14 protein-coding genes are annotated in these 16,287 nt (G+C 38.6%); 3 read left to right on the top strand and 11 right to left on the bottom strand.

The annotated features are described in order from the left end of the window. Positions 1–35: 35 nt before the first annotated feature. From hflX to GQR52_RS03280, 7 genes are all read right to left on the bottom strand, one after another. The gene (hflX, locus tag GQR52_RS03310) at positions 36–1,385 is read right to left on the bottom strand and encodes a GTPase HflX (RefSeq protein WP_010554468.1); all 1,350 of its coding nucleotides are present in this window, start codon (positions 1,383–1,385) and stop codon (positions 36–38) included. A gap of 198 nt (positions 1,386–1,583) precedes the next feature. Next, positions 1,584–2,936, bottom strand: coding sequence for an NADP-specific glutamate dehydrogenase (gene gdhA / locus GQR52_RS03305; RefSeq protein WP_165727443.1), 1,353 nt, complete (start codon positions 2,934–2,936; stop codon positions 1,584–1,586). Positions 2,937–3,309: 373 nt separating this feature from the next. Then, positions 3,310–3,783, bottom strand: a complete 474-nt coding sequence (locus GQR52_RS03300; protein ID WP_002960721.1) for a DUF1456 family protein — start codon at positions 3,781–3,783, stop codon at positions 3,310–3,312. A gap of 117 nt (positions 3,784–3,900) precedes the next feature. Then, positions 3,901–5,145 (bottom strand): lipoprotein-releasing ABC transporter permease subunit, encoded by a 1,245-nt coding sequence (locus GQR52_RS03295; RefSeq protein ID WP_165727442.1) that lies wholly within the window; start codon positions 5,143–5,145, stop codon positions 3,901–3,903. Beyond that, positions 5,135–5,833 carry a lipoprotein-releasing ABC transporter ATP-binding protein LolD gene (gene lolD / locus GQR52_RS03290; RefSeq protein ID WP_165727441.1) on the bottom strand — a complete coding sequence of 233 codons (699 nt, stop codon included), beginning with the start codon at positions 5,831–5,833 and terminating at the stop codon, positions 5,135–5,137. Before lolD ends, GQR52_RS03295 begins: the two co-directional genes overlap by 11 nt. Beyond that, positions 5,826–7,043, bottom strand: a complete 1,218-nt coding sequence (locus tag GQR52_RS03285) for a lipoprotein-releasing ABC transporter permease subunit (protein ID WP_165727440.1) — start codon at positions 7,041–7,043, stop codon at positions 5,826–5,828. The genes lolD and GQR52_RS03285 overlap by 8 nt, the downstream gene beginning before the upstream one ends. Positions 7,044–7,190: 147 nt before the next feature. Then, a complete protein-coding gene (locus tag GQR52_RS03280) occupies positions 7,191–8,063 on the bottom strand; it encodes a LysR family transcriptional regulator (RefSeq protein ID WP_197119183.1) in 873 nt (290 codons plus the stop codon). Between the two features lie 134 nt (positions 8,064–8,197). Between GQR52_RS03280 and GQR52_RS03275 the strand changes: the two genes are divergently transcribed. Both GQR52_RS03275 and fghA read left to right on the top strand, forming a co-directional pair. Beyond that, positions 8,198–9,319 (top strand): S-(hydroxymethyl)glutathione dehydrogenase/class III alcohol dehydrogenase, encoded by a 1,122-nt coding sequence (locus GQR52_RS03275; protein WP_007375333.1) that lies wholly within the window; start codon positions 8,198–8,200, stop codon positions 9,317–9,319. Between the two features lie 72 nt (positions 9,320–9,391). Further along, positions 9,392–10,234 (top strand): S-formylglutathione hydrolase, encoded by an 843-nt coding sequence (gene fghA / locus GQR52_RS03270; protein ID WP_165727438.1) that lies wholly within the window; start codon positions 9,392–9,394, stop codon positions 10,232–10,234. Here the strand turns inward: fghA and GQR52_RS03265 are convergent. Then, on the bottom strand, positions 10,188–10,526 hold the full coding sequence (locus GQR52_RS03265; protein ID WP_165727437.1) for a hypothetical protein: 339 nt from the start codon (positions 10,524–10,526) through the stop codon (positions 10,188–10,190). The two genes, fghA and GQR52_RS03265, sit on opposite strands and share 47 nt — an antisense overlap. Before the next feature lie 72 nt (positions 10,527–10,598). After that, positions 10,599–12,116 (bottom strand): BCCT family transporter, encoded by a 1,518-nt coding sequence (locus tag GQR52_RS03260; RefSeq protein ID WP_346774275.1) that lies wholly within the window; start codon positions 12,114–12,116, stop codon positions 10,599–10,601. A 213-nt stretch (positions 12,117–12,329) separates the two neighbouring features. Here GQR52_RS03260 and GQR52_RS03255 point away from each other — a divergent pair, with 213 nt between their 5' ends. Next, positions 12,330–12,746, top strand: a complete 417-nt coding sequence (locus GQR52_RS03255; protein ID WP_024590122.1) for an MgtC/SapB family protein — start codon at positions 12,330–12,332, stop codon at positions 12,744–12,746. Between the two features lie 107 nt (positions 12,747–12,853). Here GQR52_RS03255 and GQR52_RS03250 read toward each other — a convergent pair whose 3' ends face one another. Next, entirely contained in the window at positions 12,854–13,879 is a 1,026-nt protein-coding gene (locus GQR52_RS03250) for an energy transducer TonB (protein ID WP_165727436.1), read from the bottom strand. A 237-nt stretch (positions 13,880–14,116) separates the two neighbouring features. Then, positions 14,117–15,931 carry a DNRLRE domain-containing protein gene (locus tag GQR52_RS03245; RefSeq protein WP_165727435.1) on the bottom strand — a complete coding sequence of 605 codons (1,815 nt, stop codon included), beginning with the start codon at positions 15,929–15,931 and terminating at the stop codon, positions 14,117–14,119. Between the last annotated feature and the right edge of the window lie 356 nt (positions 15,932–16,287).

The following is a 16,287-nucleotide window of genomic DNA, read 5'->3' as shown; positions in this document are numbered from 1 at the left end:
AGCCAATTGGCTGTGCTTTTTGTATACTAAATTTATTATAAATCTAACATTCTCTTTTTTAAACGTTCTAAATCAATCGCACTCGAGCGCACTGTTAATTTAATATGGCTGTATTCATATTCTTCTTTAACAACACTCATACTCGATCGGATTTCGCCCACGATACCTTTGGCTGTGTACGGTATAACAATCTCTTCTTCAATCATGTCCTCATGAGCAATGCCAATAATATATTTGTGCAATTTACTAATATCATCTGGATTACGCGTAGAGGTCATCATCGCATCAGGAAACTCATCCATTAGCGACTGCTGTTGATCAGTACTTAATTGGTCTGACTTATTCAGTACTAATAATTTTTTGCTACCTTCTACCCCAACTTCTGCCAGTACTTTATGTACTACTTCAAGTTGTGAGCGAAAAGAAGGATCTGAAGCATCTACAACATACAACAATAACGACGCATCATGTGCCTCAGCGAGCGTTGAATGAAATGAAGCAACCAAATCATGAGGTAATTTTTTAATAAAACCAACCGTATCTGAAACCAATATACGAGGCTGGGTAATCGGATACAGCGCGCGAACAGTGGTATCTAGCGTTGCAAAGAGTTTATTTTCGCCTTCTACATCACTACCTGTAATTGCGCGCATCATTGATGACTTGCCCGCATTGGTATAACCAATTAAAGCCACTGAGAATAGCTCAGAGCGCTGCGTACGTCTGTCCATCATTACATCTTGAACACTAACAAGTTCGCGCTTTAATTCTGCTAACTGATCGCGCACCTTACGGCGATTTAGCTCAAGTGTGGTTTCACCCGCACCTTTACCCATTTGGCGCTCTTTATCACCTGTTGATGTTTCACGCAGTCGTGGCGCGACATAATTAAGGCGAGCAATTTCAACTTGTAATTTTGCAGTTTTAGTACGCGCATGACGGCTAAATATTTCAATGATAATACCGGTGCGATCAAATACTTCTACACCAAGCTGGTTCTCAACATTACGCAGTTGAGAAGGCGTTAAATCACAGTCAAATACCACTACATCAGCACATGCAAAATCAAGTTCGTCTGATGGAATTTCTGAGGATATTTCGGTTAAAGGGTCTTCATCAAGTAAATCATCTTCTTGCTCGTTTTCAACCATCCCTTTATTGCCGGTAAGGTGTGCTATTTCAGCTAGTTTTCCTGAGCCCAGTACATTAACTTTTTGGGTAGAACTTTGCTTTTGCGATTGTGTACCTACTACTTTAAAGCCTAACGTAGTTACCAAACGAGCAAGCTCTGCAAGCGATTCTGTTGCTTCGTCACCTTTAAATTGTGGTGTACTAATAGAAATAAGTAACGCATTAGGAAGTGATGGTTTTGCAGTTAGTTGCATAATTTTTTGTCTTAATGCACCTAAAGTGCAAACCTAATTTTCATTCGAAAGTAACTTGATCCTACGCTGTTATAGCCCAGCTTTATAGGGTTATAGTTCACTAATGGCGTTAATATTTAAAACTAACCATAATATACTCAATTTTATGGCTAGTTTTAAAATCACATTATATTAAAGCCTTATTGTTCAGCTTTAATATTAAACGACACCCTGCTCAATCATTGCATCTGCAACGCGCCTAAAGCCTGCAATGTTAGCGCCTAATAAAAGGTTTCCAGGCTCACCAAATTCTGTAGCGGTGTCGTTAGCGGTAACAAATATATTTTTCATAATTTGTTTTAGCTTTTCATCAACTTCTTCAAAGGTCCAACTTTGCATGCTCGCATTTTGCGCCATTTCTAATTGGCTTGTTGCAACGCCGCCAGCATTGGCGGCCTTACCTGGCCCATACGCAATTTTTGCAGCAATAAAGCAATCAATAGCCTCTTTTGTTGAAGGCATGTTTGCGCCTTCACTTACTAATAAACAACCGCCGGATAATAATGCGTTAGCGTCTGCCTGTGTTAATTCATTTTGTGTGGCGCACGGAAAAGCAGCGGCAGCATTAAAGCGCCAAACAGCGTGCCCATCTTTAGGGTAGTCAATTGCAGAAATATAAATAGCATCGGGGTGAGTTTTTTTATATACGCTCAAGCAATCACGCGATTGCTCTTTCAAACATTTAATAAGATTTAAATCTATACCCGATTCATGATACACAGTGCCACGAGAGTCGCTGCAACTTACTGGTGTTGCCCCCATTTGATAAAGCTTTTCCATAGCATAAATAGCAACATTACCTGCGCCCGAGACCAAGCAGCGCTTACCTTGTAGGCTATCGCCGCGCGCTAGCAGCATGTAGTCAGCAAAATAAACAGCGCCGTATCCAGTGGCTTCTTTTCGTACAAGCGATCCACCCCACAATAAGCTTTTACCTGTTAAAACACCTTCATAGCGCCCAGTCAAACGCTTATATTGACCAAACAAGTAACCTATTTCTCTTGCCCCTACTCCAATGTCTCCAGCGGGTACGTCGGTTGTAGGACCAATATGGCGATAGAGCTCGCTCATAAATGATTGGCAAAAACGCATTATTTCAGCATCTGAGCGCCCTTTGGGATCAAAGTTTGCCCCGCCTTTACCACCACCGATCGGTAAACCTGTTAAAGCATTTTTAAATATTTGCTCAAACCCTAAAAACTTAATTATGCTGGCATTCACACTTGGGTGAAAACGTAAGCCACCTTTATAGGGGCCAAGTGCAGAGTTAAACTCAATTCTGTAGCCTTTATTTACCTGAATATTGCCTTCGTCATCAACCCAGGGAACTCTAAACATAATTTGGCGTTCGGGCTCAACTAAGCGTTGTATAATGGCATTTTTTTTGTATTTTTCTGAGTTTTCTAAGATAGGTTCGAGTGATTCAAGTACTTCTTCAACAGCTTGATAAAACTCGCATTGTGCAGGACTACTATTTTTTAATTGTGCGATTGTGCTATGGATATAATTCATAATTATTCTTCCGTGTTAATAATAAAAGTATTTATCAGATGTTAAAGTAAACGTGATCAAGTTTATGATTCATGCTTTAATGTCTTAATTTAATATAATTAACTATTACCTTAGCATGAAAAATTGAGATGTTTAACGCGAGCTACGTGAATTATTTTTGATTGGAAGTTTGATTTTTATTTATTAAAGATGAATTTAAATTCACAAATTTAAAAACGGAACAGTGCCAAGTGAGTTTTTATATTTTCAAAAGGGAATTTTAGAAGTATTAGGTTAGGTGTGGGTTTGTTTAAAAATATAACAATTAATGGGTTTTATACTGCATTGCGCTCGCAAAAAACCCACTAACTAAAAACTAATTAGCTAAAACCAGTTACTCAGCAGACTCTTCTGGACGGTGCTGCTTTTGTACGCCAGTTAAAAACAAACGTAATATTTGATCGTTACAAACACGGTAATGTTTGTTATCTACTTTTCGAGAAAATGCGCTTAACTCATGTTTACTTAAATCAAAATCAACAAGTGCAAGTGTTGCTATAACATCTTCTGCTTTCATATTTAAAGCAATACGTAGCTTCATGAAAATAATATTATTATTTAGCTTCTTCTCAGGCTCTGGTTGCTCACCTTCGCGTTTGCCACGTTGGGTATTAATAAACCCATTTAAAAAGCTAGCAAACTCAGTATCACTTATTGGGGTAAAAGCCTCTTCACCTTCTTTAGTTAACCATGCAATTACTTGCTCTTTGGTGACCGTATGCTCTGCTGATGCAAAAACATTGACCATAGCAGTATCAGTTAAGTTAAAAGTGTAGCGAATGCGGCGTAAAATATCGTTATTAGTCAAAGTAAATCCCAAAGTGAGGTATAGCAACCAAGCAGTTATTGCTTAATTTTAAATAAGCACCTAGTTTAACAGGTTTACTAATACCACCCTATTAATTTTTATCTGAGCTTCTTATACCTAGTTACCAAGCACCTTGGCAGGATCTACGCGCGTTGCTTGCCATGCAGGGTAAATAGTGGCAAGTATCGCAAGCACAAACGTAACAATCACTGTAATACCAATGTCTTCAAGTACTAATTTACTTGGTAAAAACTCTATAAAATAAACGCCCTCAAGTGGATTGGCTCCAAATAATTGGCTTATCCACGTAAAAAGCTCACTTATATTAAGCGCTAATACCACGCCAATTAGTGTTCCTAGTGCCACGCCTACAAATGCTTGCATTAAGCCTTGCATTACAAAGGTGGCTAAAATAGTACTGTCTTTCGCGCCCATGGTTTTTAAAATTGCGATATTGCCTTGTTTTTCGCGTACTTCCATCACTAAAGAGGACACAATATTAAAACTGGCTACCGCTATAATTAAAAACACCACAATATAAACAATGGTACGTACCATTTGAATATCTTGAAAAAGGCTGCCTTGGGTTCTGAACCAACTGGAAACATACACGTAGTCGTCAATAGTTTGGCCCACTTTTAGCGCTATTTGGTGCGCCGAAAACACATCATCAACACTTAACCGCAGCCCTGTTACTTGAGTTTCATCGTAACCCAATGTTTGCTGCGCTTTATTAAGATGTATAAATGCAGCTGTACTATCAATGGGGCCTCCCATTTCTATAACACCTGCAAGGTTAAGTGTTACGCGTTTAGGCGCTAATAATGACTGACCTTTTTGGCCTATTTGCGGAATAAGTAACGTAATGTTGTCGCCTACTCTTGCATCTAACTGTTTTACTATTTGCTTACCTAAAATTACATCGTCAAGGGCTAACTGACTCACTAATTTACCACTGGTAAACTGGTTTACCGCCGATACATTACTCTCGAGCGATGGCTCAACACCTCGAATTTCTATCGCTTTTAGCTGGCTTTTATATTGCGCCATCCCATTCACTGCAATAAATGGCGCAGCCCCTGTTACATGCGGTTGTGTTTGTAAATCCTCAACTTTTTGCGACCAATTTGCAATGGGTCTACTTGGTGCTACATATTCAACCTGCGGCACAACACTTAGCAATCTATGTACTAGTTGCTGCTCAAAACCATTAATTACCGACAGCGCCACAATTAAAACCGCGACACCTAATAAAATACCAATAGTCGACGCTTTAGCGATAAAACTAACAAAGCCGTTTTTTTCATCTTTGTGGCCTGAATAGGCTCTAAAACGTTTACTTAAAAATGCACTAAGCAACATGCTGCGACTCTTTAATGGCTAGTTTTCCATCATCTAAATACGCTATTTTACCCAGCTTATCGGCAAGTTCTAAGTCATGTGTAACCACTACAAAACTCGTGTTTAAACTTTGGTTTAGCTCGTTAATTAGATCGTAAATTTTAATCGCATTTTGTTTATCTAAATTACCGGTTGGCTCATCAGCAAGCACAAGCGCAGGTTTAGTAACCAGTGCACGGGCTATTGCCACGCGTTGGCGCTCTCCACCAGAAAGCGCAGACGGTTTATGCGAGCTGCGATGTGCAAGGCCTACTTTTTCGAGCATATCGAGCGCTTGTACTTTAGCCTCTTTTGCACTTAAGCCTTTAATTAATAATGGCATAGCTACGTTTTCTACCGCGCTAAACTCCATTAATAAATGATGAAATTGATAGATAAACCCTAAGTTTTGGTTTCTAAATGCGGCTTGCTCTGTTCGCGAAAGCTTGGCAACTTCTTGGTTTTTGATTTTAGCGCTACCCGAACTTGCGGTATCTAATGTACCAAGTATGTGTAAAAGCGTACTTTTACCAGAGCCTGAACTCCCCACAATAGCGAGCATTTCACCTTGCTGAAGCGCTAAATCAACGCCTTTTAATACTTCAACTTGGTTGCTGCCATCTTGATAAACCTTACTTAAATTTTCACAACTAATTACTAAATCATTCATAACGTAATACCTCTGCTGGTTTTACTTTTGCGGCTTTACGCGCAGGATATAAGGTAGCTAAAAAGCTCATAGCAATACTGGCAAACGCTATTATTACTAAACTCAAAATATCAAATTTTACCGGAAGCTCTATACCCGCCAATAAGTTTAAGCCCACTAATGCAAGTAGCTCATTTATATATAAACTAAATATTACACCTAAAAATGCGCCTATTGCAGTACCAATTACGCCGTTATATAGGCCTTGCACCATAAACACTTTTTGCACTTGCGAAGGTGTTAAACCTAACGTTTGTAGTATGGCTACTTCACCTTGTTTTTCGCTTACCATCATGGTTAATGCCGATACAATATTAAATACAGCCACCAATACAATGAGGGCAAGCAACATAGACATAATGCGCTTTTCCATAGCAACGGCTGCAAATAGAGTACCTTGGGTACTGCGCCAATCACTGTAATTGTGATCTTTTAAAATACGTTGGCTTGCTTCAATAAATTCATCTAGTTCGAAAGGTTCGTGCAATGAAACACTTAAATTTGGGGCGGTGTTTTTATCCAGCTTTAATACCCGTTGTAGCGAAGCGCCACTCGTAAACGCAAGTGCCATATCTATCTCAGATCCGGTTTCGTATATTGCGGCAACTTTAAATAAACGCTGGCTGGGTACTCGCCCAAGAGGTGTATACGTTGAAGCATTAGGCATAATAACGCGAAGCTTATCACCCACGCTAACGCCTAATTTACGACTCAAATAACGGCTTATAGCAATGTTGTAATTTTTGTTTAATACAGTTTTCCAATCGCCTTGCACTATTTTATCGGTAATTTTATACAAAGAACCGCTGTCGTTATAAAGGCCTTGTAATAAAACGCCGTGCAAGTCTTTATTTGTTTGCACAATAGCTTCGCCGTGGCGATATAAGCTTACATGATCAACATAAGGAGATTGTTCGAGGTCGGTTTTAAGGGTGTTCATTTGGGTGGCAGTGTTTTTACCTGCGCTAACTTCAACATGTGGAATAAGTCCAAGCATATTGGTTTTTAGGCTATTTTCAAACCCGTTCATTACACTGCTTACCGTAAATAATGCCATTAAACCAATAGCGATACCGGCAATAGAAAAAAACGAAATAAACGATATAAACGCATTTCCTTTAGAGGAGCGACTATATCTAAGCCCTATAAATAAGCTAACCGGTTGAAACATATTATTTTTAACACTTATCGTAAAAGTATTGAGCAATAGTAGCACGAAAAAAGTGCCTTTGGGTATGGCGTAAAATGTAAGAAATAATTTAAAAATCTGATACTTGGCTATATTTACAGCAATATGTATTTAACCATTAATTCGCGGTTAAGTTTTCAGCCCTTTAACTAAATAATCGAGCAATACCCGTACATTAGTGGCCACAAACTGCCTTGGTGGATATACGCCCCATACCCCTTCTTGCTGTGGTTGATAGGGTGTTAAAATAGGCACCAATTGCCCTGAGTTAATTTCGTTTTCAATGTAGTAGTCTGGGAGCTGTACAATACCGAGCCCCTTTTTTGCGCCATCCACCAGCGCCCAACCACTATTACACTGTAGCCGCCCCGCTATTTTAATGTGTTTATCGCGCCCATTTTCGTTTACGCGCCAGTAGCTACTATTCCCAATTAAACATTCATGGCTGTTTAGCTCGCCTAAAGTATGCGGCTCACCAAATCGCGTTAAATACTGTGGTGCCGCGCACATAATAAACCGCCGCGCACTTAACCTACGCGCTTTTAAGCTCGAATCTTTTAAGTGCCCAAGCCTTATTGCTAAATCAAATCCGCCCTCTAATAAGTTTTCTTGCTCGTTACTTAGTGTGGCAACAACTTCTACCTCGGGATGATCCTTCATAAAATTATGCACTATAGGCATAATGAACGTTTCCCCATACATAACAGGGGCTGTGAGCTTAATTTTACCCTTTGGTGTAGTTTGGTGCGTGGCAAGACCTTGAGTTGCCTCATCCATAGCATGTTGTAAGTGCTTTATTTGATGTAAATACACTTCGCCTTCTTTAGTTAAAACCACTTTACGAGTAGTACGGGTTAAAAGCTGGGTATTTAAACGTTTCTCAAGCGCCGTAACATGGCGGCTAATATGCGCAACCGAAAGCCCAAGCATTTTTGCAGCCGCAGTAAAGCTACCCTCCTCCCCTACAGCTATAAACTCATCTATTCCATCCCAACGCGCCATTATTACCATACTGTAAAAGTGTTTTAATAAAATTGAGATTATCATTATTTGAGAAACAAATACAATAAGCACATCACCCAAGCAAATTGGGTCTACAATTATTTTTTAATAGCCAGTTAAAGGAAATAAAACACATGTCTGAATTTATTAAATCAAAAGCTGCCATTGCTTGGGGTCCTAATCAACCACTTAGTGTTGAAGAAGTTGATGTGATGATGCCTAAAAAAGGCGAAGTAATGGTAAAAATTACCGCTACAGGTGTGTGTCATACCGATGCATTTACATTATCAGGCCAAGATCCTGAAGGCATATTTCCTGCTATTTTAGGTCACGAAGGCGCTGGTGTTGTCTATGCTGTTGGCGAAGGCGTAACGAGTGTTGAAGTTGGGGATCATGTTATTCCTTTATACACTGCAGAATGTGGCGTATGTAAAATGTGTACTTCAGGTAAAACTAACCTGTGTTCAGCCGTGCGCGAAACACAAGGTAAAGGCCTAATGCCAGACGGCACTACACGCTTTTTTAAAGATGGCCAACCAATTTATCACTACATGGGGACATCAACGTTCTCTGAGTACACTGTATTGCCAGAAATCTCACTCGCTAAAGTAAATAAAGAAGCATCACTAGAAGAGATTTGCTTACTCGGCTGTGGTGTAACAACAGGCATGGGCGCAGTTACCAACACAGCTAAAGTAAAGCCTGGCGACACTGTTGCTATATTTGGCTTAGGCGGTATTGGTTTGTCTGCGATTATTGGCGCAAAAATGGCCGGTGCGGGTCGTATTATTGGTGTTGATATAAACACCACTAAATTCGATTTAGCTACAAAACTAGGTGCAACTGATTTAATTAACCCAAAAGATTTCGACAAGCCAATTCAAGAAGTTATTGTTGAAATGACAGACGGCGGCGTTGACTACTCGTTTGAATGTATCGGTAATGTTGACGTAATGCGCTCAGCGCTTGAGTGTTGCCACAAAGGTTGGGGAGAGTCAGTAATTATTGGGGTGGCGGGTGCAGGCCAAGAAATATCAACCCGCCCGTTTCAACTAGTAACTGGGCGTGTATGGCGTGGTAGTGCATTTGGTGGCGTTAAAGGCCGTTCACAACTTCCTGAAATTGTTGAGCGTTACATGGCGGGTGAATTTGCTCTTAGCGACTTTATTACTCACACAATGGGCCTTGAAGATATTAATGAAGCGTTTGACTTAATGCACGAAGGCAAAAGTATTCGTACAGTCATTCATTACTAATAAACTGCATTCGTAAAATAGCTTATTAATAAGCCGTAATACTTTTAAGTTTACGGCTTTTAAGGATTAAGTATGTTAGAAAATATCTCAAGTGTAAAAGTGTCTGGCGGTTGGCATAAACAATATACTCACAGCTCGCAAAGTACACATAGCACTATGCGCTTTGCCGTATTTTTACCACCTGGCGCAAGTGAGACAAACAAAGTACCGGTACTTTATTGGCTATCAGGTTTAACCTGTACAGACGAAAATTTTATGCAAAAAGCCGGCGCATTTAAAAAAGCAGCTGAGCTGAGTATTGCTATTGTAGCGCCTGACACTAGCCCGCGCGGCGAAAACGTCCCCAATGAAGACAGCTACGACTTTGCACAAGGCGCAGGCTTTTACGTAAATGCCACGCAAGCTCCTTACAACACTCATTTTAATATGTACGATTATGTTGTTAGTGAATTACCAGCACTTATTGAACAACATTTTCCGATTACAAGCACAAAAGCAATTAGTGGTCACTCTATGGGCGGGCACGGTGCATTAATGGTTGCACTTAAAAACCCGACTGCGTTTGTAAGTGCCTCGGCTTTTAGCCCTATTGTAAACCCGATTGAATCCCCTTGGGGTGTAAAAGCATTTACTGGTTATTTAGGAAATGATAAAGCGCTTTGGGCACAATATGATAGCTGCGAGTTGATGAAAAACGCAGAGCAAGCTCATTACTTACCCATGTTAGTGAGTCAAGGTGATGCTGATGGCTTTTTACAAGAGCAACTTAAGCCAGAAAGCTTAGTCGCTATTGCTGATAAAAAAGGCTATCCGCTTACACTTGAAATGCAAGCAGGCTATGATCATAGTTACTTTTTTATAAGCAGTTTTATTGACCAACACTTATTATTTCATCATCAGTTTTTAACTGCATAGGCTCATTAGTGTGTAGGGATGACTTTTCTAACTCTACACACTCTTTCAATACTTTACTCACTTGCCTGCATACTTGTACCGTATTGTTATTGCCCTTACCTTTAATAAATTCAACTATAGCCATATCGGCTTCAACACCGAGTTTAGTAAAGCTAAAGCCCTCTTTATCTTTTACAACAGGCCCCGCATTTACTGGGCCAGGTTGAGAGCGCGCTGCCCCATCTAAAATTATACCCGCAGCAGCGCAACCAATTAATACATTTGTAAATAGAATAATCAATAAAGTACGCATTATTAACCCCACCAATATAATTACCTAAATTATATACAATTTTAAAAATAGCATTGTAAAAAAATGTAAGCCTTAGTGCTTAAATTCACGTATGAACTCTTTAATAAAACCCACCAGCTGTAAAATAAAAATAACCAAAAAAGGAAGCGCTCCAATAATAGCAACGCTTCTGTTTAATGGTTCATTATTTTGTACTAGCAAAACAAAAGCGCATAAACCTAGTGCAAACGACCAAGCATACAAGCTCCATGTTTGAGCTTCACTTGCACCACTTAATTGGCGAATAACCAAAACAGCAGAGTCTGCTGATGTGGCTACAAAAATGAGTAGAAGCAATAAACTTGACCAAATCAATAAACCGCCTTGCCAGCCTAATTGCTCGAAAAATACAAACAGCCCTTGTGTATAATCGGCTTTAATAGCCGCTAAAATGCCTGCATTGTGTGTTTGATCCCACGCAATTGCAGAGCCCGAAAACACACTAAACCATATAATAGTCACAAAGGTTGGTACAAATACGACACCTAAAATGTATTGCCAAACCGGCCGTCCTTGGCTAATTTTTGCCAAAAACACACCAACAAACGGGCCCCAAGCTAACCACCAAAAATAGTAATTGTATGTCCAACCTGTTGCCCATGCGGGGTCATTAAGTACGCTTTCAAACTGCCATGTACCTGTGGTTATGAGCTGAATGTAATCCCATGTTCCTCCTACAGCTATGCCTATAATTGGCTTTATAGGCACAAAAATTAATAGCCATGCTATAAGTGCAAATGCTAAAAACACATTAAATTTACTAAAAGTTTGAATTCCTTTTTTAAGCCCCAACTTTGCAGAAATGGTATAAAGCAGCGCAATTAAAAAAATTATAATAAACCCCGAAAATAAAGCCGATTCAACTCTTAGCTCAAGCTCGAGCCCTTTACGCAGTAATAAAGTTAAATTAGCAATTGTGCCCACGACACCAAAAAATATTGCAAGTATGGCAATTAATTTAATGCTAAAGCTCAACTGTAACTGCCAAGCCCGATTAATAACGCCTTTAGTTGCACTGATCACAGGAGCACTAATATCGCCCGCTTTACCACTATTGCGAGTAAGCCCACCTAATAACAAGCCAAATACTGCATAGAGCACCCATGCATGCGCGCCCCAATTAACTAAGGTAAGTGCCAAACCACTTGTTTGATTGTTAGGATACAAGCTTTGCTTTAAAGGCGAATTAACCGTGTGTAGTGCAGGCTCTGCTACTCCCCAAAATATAAGTCCTGCGCCCATTCCTGCTGCAAACAACATAGAAAGCCAACCAAAGGTACTAAACTCAACAAGTGCTTGCGCTCCTCCTATTTTTCGTTGCCCTAATGGGCTTATAGCAATAGCTATCACAGAAAAAAGTAACAAGTTTACCAATATAAAAAATGGCGAGCCTAAATAACCTAAAATTTTATTAATAGCGGGTTGTAAGTGCTCTGTGAGTAATTCAGGAAATAAAAAAGCAATAACAGATAACCCAACGCAAAATAGTAAGGCTGTTTTTTCAAGCTTAGTGGGGGTGCTTAATGTTTTATTTAAAGGCAAGAGATTCACATAGGTGTCTTTTAGTCTGGATAAAAGAATACGGGGCTTTAAAACTCAGATCAAATTAACTATTGCGTAAAATAGTAATAAAAACATGTAAAAGTTTCCTCAATAATTCTTGTTAAATATAGGTATTAACAATAACTCATTGATTAATAGTAATTTATGCCATGGCTTGCTGTTTGCTTATTATTAACAAAGTTAACCAGCACAGGCTCAATAATGGAAATTGATTTACAGTGGAATGAAATCATCGATAACTTAATACACCTAGGTATTGCATACCTACTTGCACTACCCATGGCTTACGACAGAGAGCGAAGTAATGATGGCGCAGGCCTTCGTACCTTTCCTCTTGTTGCTGTTGCATCGTGTGGGTATGCATTAATTGCTATGTCGGTTTTAGATGGCGCAGAAGCTCAATCAAAAATGTTGCAAGGCATCATTACTGGTATTGGTTTTATTGGCGGTGGCGCAATTTTGAAAAATAACAAATCAACCTCCGGCACAGCAACCGCAGCCAGTATTTGGAATATGGGCTTAATTGGTATAGCCGTAGCGTACAGCCGCTACGAAATAGCAATTTTACTTGCCATTATTAACTTTATAACGCTTAGGTATGTAAAAAAGTTTAAGTAACAGTTTTTTTAATAAGTATTGCAGCAAAATTCCAATGCATTGTTTGAATAGCCAAGACTTATTAATGCAATAACTCCCCATAATTTATATGTGGGGAGTTACAATTTTTATAAAAAGCTTTCACCGCTTTGCTTAAGTGTAATTGTTTGTGCTTGAGCGCTTTTTATTAATAATCCACAACGCAAATCATTTTTCGAAATAACAATTTTATCAATTGTATTAGTGTCATAGTCAACGACTTTGTTTTCGCATCTAAGTTGCACTTTACTCAGTGGTAATTCTGATTCTAATTTAACTTCAGACTTCGACATCATAGGCATTACAGCTTGTTCTGAAGCTAAACTAAATTGTTGTTTAATATCTCCCGAGTTTTTATAAATATCGTTCACTTGAGTTAACAACTGTTCCTTGTTTTGCTCTGTAAAGGTTATGGATTCAATATTGCCTAGTGCATCTATTGCATCATAAGCACGTACATAATCTTGTTTTGATATAAACCACTGTAAAGCGTTTTTAATCACACGTTTTTGAATTTGATCCGGTAGATTAGCTCTAAATAAAAACGCTTCGTAGATATGCTGATCAAAGCTCTTCCAGTCTTGCACGAAATAACTGTGCTGGCTTTTAAGCCATGCAAGCAAAACAATCTCAACCGTATTTTTTGTATGTTCATTTTCTAATTCATCGATACGGCTTTTAGCTTCATCGTATTTCTTTTCGTCGATTAATTTACTAGCTTGCTCATAATCATTAAAAAAGCCGCGAGACGCTTTATCGTTTGAAAAATTAATATGTAAATTTTGCGAACTTACAGTAATGGTTTTTGCTACAGGTATAGTCTCACCATTTAATTTTGCACTTTTGTAGTTGAGCTTAGACACGTAATCCATTACTTCTCTTTGGTACTTTTTTTGCCCAACCGTAGCTACAATTTCTATATCACTAACCTGCCCGCTTTTATCAACCACGTAACTGCTCAAATTAATCCCCTCTAACCTCGAAGCGCGCGAAGAAGTATTAGTAAGCTGATCGTAGTTTTTATTAATCACTTCTGCAGGAACAAAGTCGTCTGCAAAAACAGAGAGTTGAGTAAAAGTACAAGTTAAAGAAAGCGCTAATATGAGTTTTTTCATTAGTTTTATCCATCCTAGATAGTGTTTATATAATAGAAACAAACGATCAAGATAAAAGCAAGCAAATCCATAGGAACACGTTGTTTTTTTCAATCAATTTTATTTTAGCTTTTATAATAAAAACCACAGCCATAAACATAGGCGCTTTAATCAGCGCCTTTGGAGTCAAAGTTACTAAGTAAAAAATTTAAATCTGTTTTAATCCTTCCGTAGCCCGATTTAACCTAAACGTTAATACTAATTGTTGTCTTGGTTTTCCCAAACTTTGACATAATCAACAAGCATTGTAGCAACAAAATCATCATCAATATTACGTGTATTACCGTCCCATCCACCTACTTGTAATGATAAGATTATATATGAGGGTAAGCTGCCAATTCGCTCGCTTTCATGCTCCCATACTTTTTCACCATCGATATATATTCCTACGTAATTAGGAGCCCAATGCATACCAAATAGGTGAAAGTCATCTTCTGTTCCATTAAAGTAGAGCTTATCTGACCCTACAGATGCATGTTCACTACCGTATCCATCCCAATGCAAAGCTGCGCAACTGACATCTTCGTCCCATACTCCTAAATATTCCATGATGTCGAACTCCATACCTCTACCGAAAGTCGTAGAAGTATCCCCCCACATATCTTTAACTAATAAATTGGGTTCATCACCAAAGTTTTCGCTTGAGTACTCACCGCCACGAACTGTTGCGTCATCAGTTGTTCCTATATCTGTACCATTAACAGCTAGTAATGGCCTGTCAGCATAATTTTCTGACTCATTGCTGAATATCTCTAAGAGCTGGCCTTTCATGTAGTTATCGACTAGGGAAAAACTGGCATCATTTCCCGCAATTTTTTGCGCTTTAACATACTCAGTAACATCTACCTCTACAATATCACCTGATGAAGCACCATAACGGTGAATAAACCAAATTGGGTCAACCTTAGGCTTTGTATCCCACGTTACTGTACTCTGTAACCAATCACTCGAAAGCGTTTTATGTACCGCAACACTACTTTTATCTGTTGCTTTAGAGACCTTGAACTTTAAAAATGCTGAATCAACCGTATCTGATATACCCTCTAGACTAAATTTCAATAAAGCTTGGCGCCTGTATGTATCACTCCCATAAATACCTTTGTCAGCTAGCAGCCAAAAAGCAGGCCACGTACCATGAACTGAGTCATACTTAATCTTGGCTTCAAAATAACCATATTGCTGCCTAAATTTGCCAAAAGTACTGATCTCAGCCCCTTTATAATGATTCGTTTTATCCCCTTGATTAAAGCTCTCTTTCTCTGCTTTGAACTTTAGCATTCCATTCTCAACACTAATATTTTCACTACCTGCATTAGCAGCAAGGCCACTCATACCTAAGTATTGCTTGCCAACTTTCCACTTATCAGGGTTTAGTGTGTTTTGGTTGAAATCATCCTCAAAAGAAAGTATCCAATTCCCTAGTACTGGAGGGCCAGTAGTTACAACTGGTTTATTCTCTTTAAAGTAGACTGAGTCCATATAAAATACACCTGTATCGTAAGGGCCCTGTATACCTACTGCTAGTACGTTCTCCCCCTCATTTAGATTGAAGTGCTTAAGATGTATTTGAATTGTATGCCAAGTGTCATCTAAAAAATCATTATGCCCTGGCTGGCCATTAATGGTCCAAAACTCGCTATTAGATTCATCTAAGTTTATCTTTAATGAGTTTTCGCCTCTGCGAAACATGAGCGTCCCTTTACTGCCTGCCTTTCTGTATATTTTTGCTTCGAGGATAGTATCTTCGTATGGCGGTACTTGCGCAATGTGCAAACCAGATTGGGTCCAATGGTGAGCTAACAATACTATTGCTTTATCACCACCAGCTACTGGTTCATCTATTTGTGTTAAGTTTGATTCACTTGATGAGGTAGACCACAAAGAGGTACCATTTTGGGGATAATCATCAAATAAAACGGTTGAAGCAATACTAATGTGCGGTACAACCAACAAAATATAAAAGCTAAGCAAAAACTTACCTTCTATCCAACGAATTATTAAGGTTAATTTCATTGCTATTCCTAAAGTAATTAGTAATCTGAATATTTACCTAAGCAGAAATTAATCACTAGATGTTCAGGCACATATTAAATTTACAAAGGGTTGTAAATAAAGTTCATAGCCAAATTTATAATTATTTAGTTGTAGGATTAGTTTTTATATGGCTTATCTATTATAAATAGTATGGAACATCGCTAGTTTTTTTCAACTACTTCCATTGATTTTCAGTAGTTATAAATCATTAGAAAAATGTCTTTTAAACTTAATATCATAGAGTTAAAAATATAATTAATTTTTTATTAAGGTGTGTTTTCATTATAAGAATAAACTTATTCTCTCTTGAGCTATTTAGTCGTAGTTTAGGTCTT

This window comes from Pseudoalteromonas sp. 31A1, assembly GCF_011378815.1.
Classification (GTDB): Bacteria; Pseudomonadota; Gammaproteobacteria; order Enterobacterales; family Alteromonadaceae; genus Pseudoalteromonas; species Pseudoalteromonas arctica.
Note: the sequence above shows the minus strand (reverse complement) of the source record. Positions and strands in the feature narration are given on the sequence as shown.

Bases quoted from the DNA above. Each gene is read 5' to 3' on its own strand.
- hflX (WP_010554468.1), bottom strand. From the start codon at position 1,385: ATGCAACTAACTGCAAAACCATCACTTCCTAATGCGTTACTTATTTCT.
- gdhA (WP_165727443.1), bottom strand. From the start codon at position 2,936: ATGAATTATATCCATAGCACAATCGCACAATTAAAAAATAGTAGTCCT.
- GQR52_RS03295 (WP_165727442.1), bottom strand. From the start codon at position 5,145: ATGTTGCTTAGTGCATTTTTAAGTAAACGTTTTAGAGCCTATTCAGGC.
- lolD (WP_165727441.1), bottom strand. From the start codon at position 5,833: ATGAATGATTTAGTAATTAGTTGTGAAAATTTAAGTAAGGTTTATCAA.
- GQR52_RS03285 (WP_165727440.1), bottom strand. From the start codon at position 7,043: ATGTTTCAACCGGTTAGCTTATTTATAGGGCTTAGATATAGTCGCTCC.
- GQR52_RS03280 (WP_197119183.1), bottom strand. From the start codon at position 8,063: ATGGCGCGTTGGGATGGAATAGATGAGTTTATAGCTGTAGGGGAGGAG.
- GQR52_RS03275 (WP_007375333.1), top strand. From the start codon at position 8,198: ATGTCTGAATTTATTAAATCAAAAGCTGCCATTGCTTGGGGTCCTAAT.
- fghA (WP_165727438.1), top strand. From the start codon at position 9,392: ATGTTAGAAAATATCTCAAGTGTAAAAGTGTCTGGCGGTTGGCATAAA.
- GQR52_RS03265 (WP_165727437.1), bottom strand. From the start codon at position 10,526: ATGCGTACTTTATTGATTATTCTATTTACAAATGTATTAATTGGTTGC.
- GQR52_RS03255 (WP_024590122.1), top strand. From the start codon at position 12,330: ATGGAAATTGATTTACAGTGGAATGAAATCATCGATAACTTAATACAC.
- GQR52_RS03250 (WP_165727436.1), bottom strand. From the start codon at position 13,879: ATGAAAAAACTCATATTAGCGCTTTCTTTAACTTGTACTTTTACTCAA.
- GQR52_RS03245 (WP_165727435.1), bottom strand. From the start codon at position 15,931: ATGAAATTAACCTTAATAATTCGTTGGATAGAAGGTAAGTTTTTGCTT.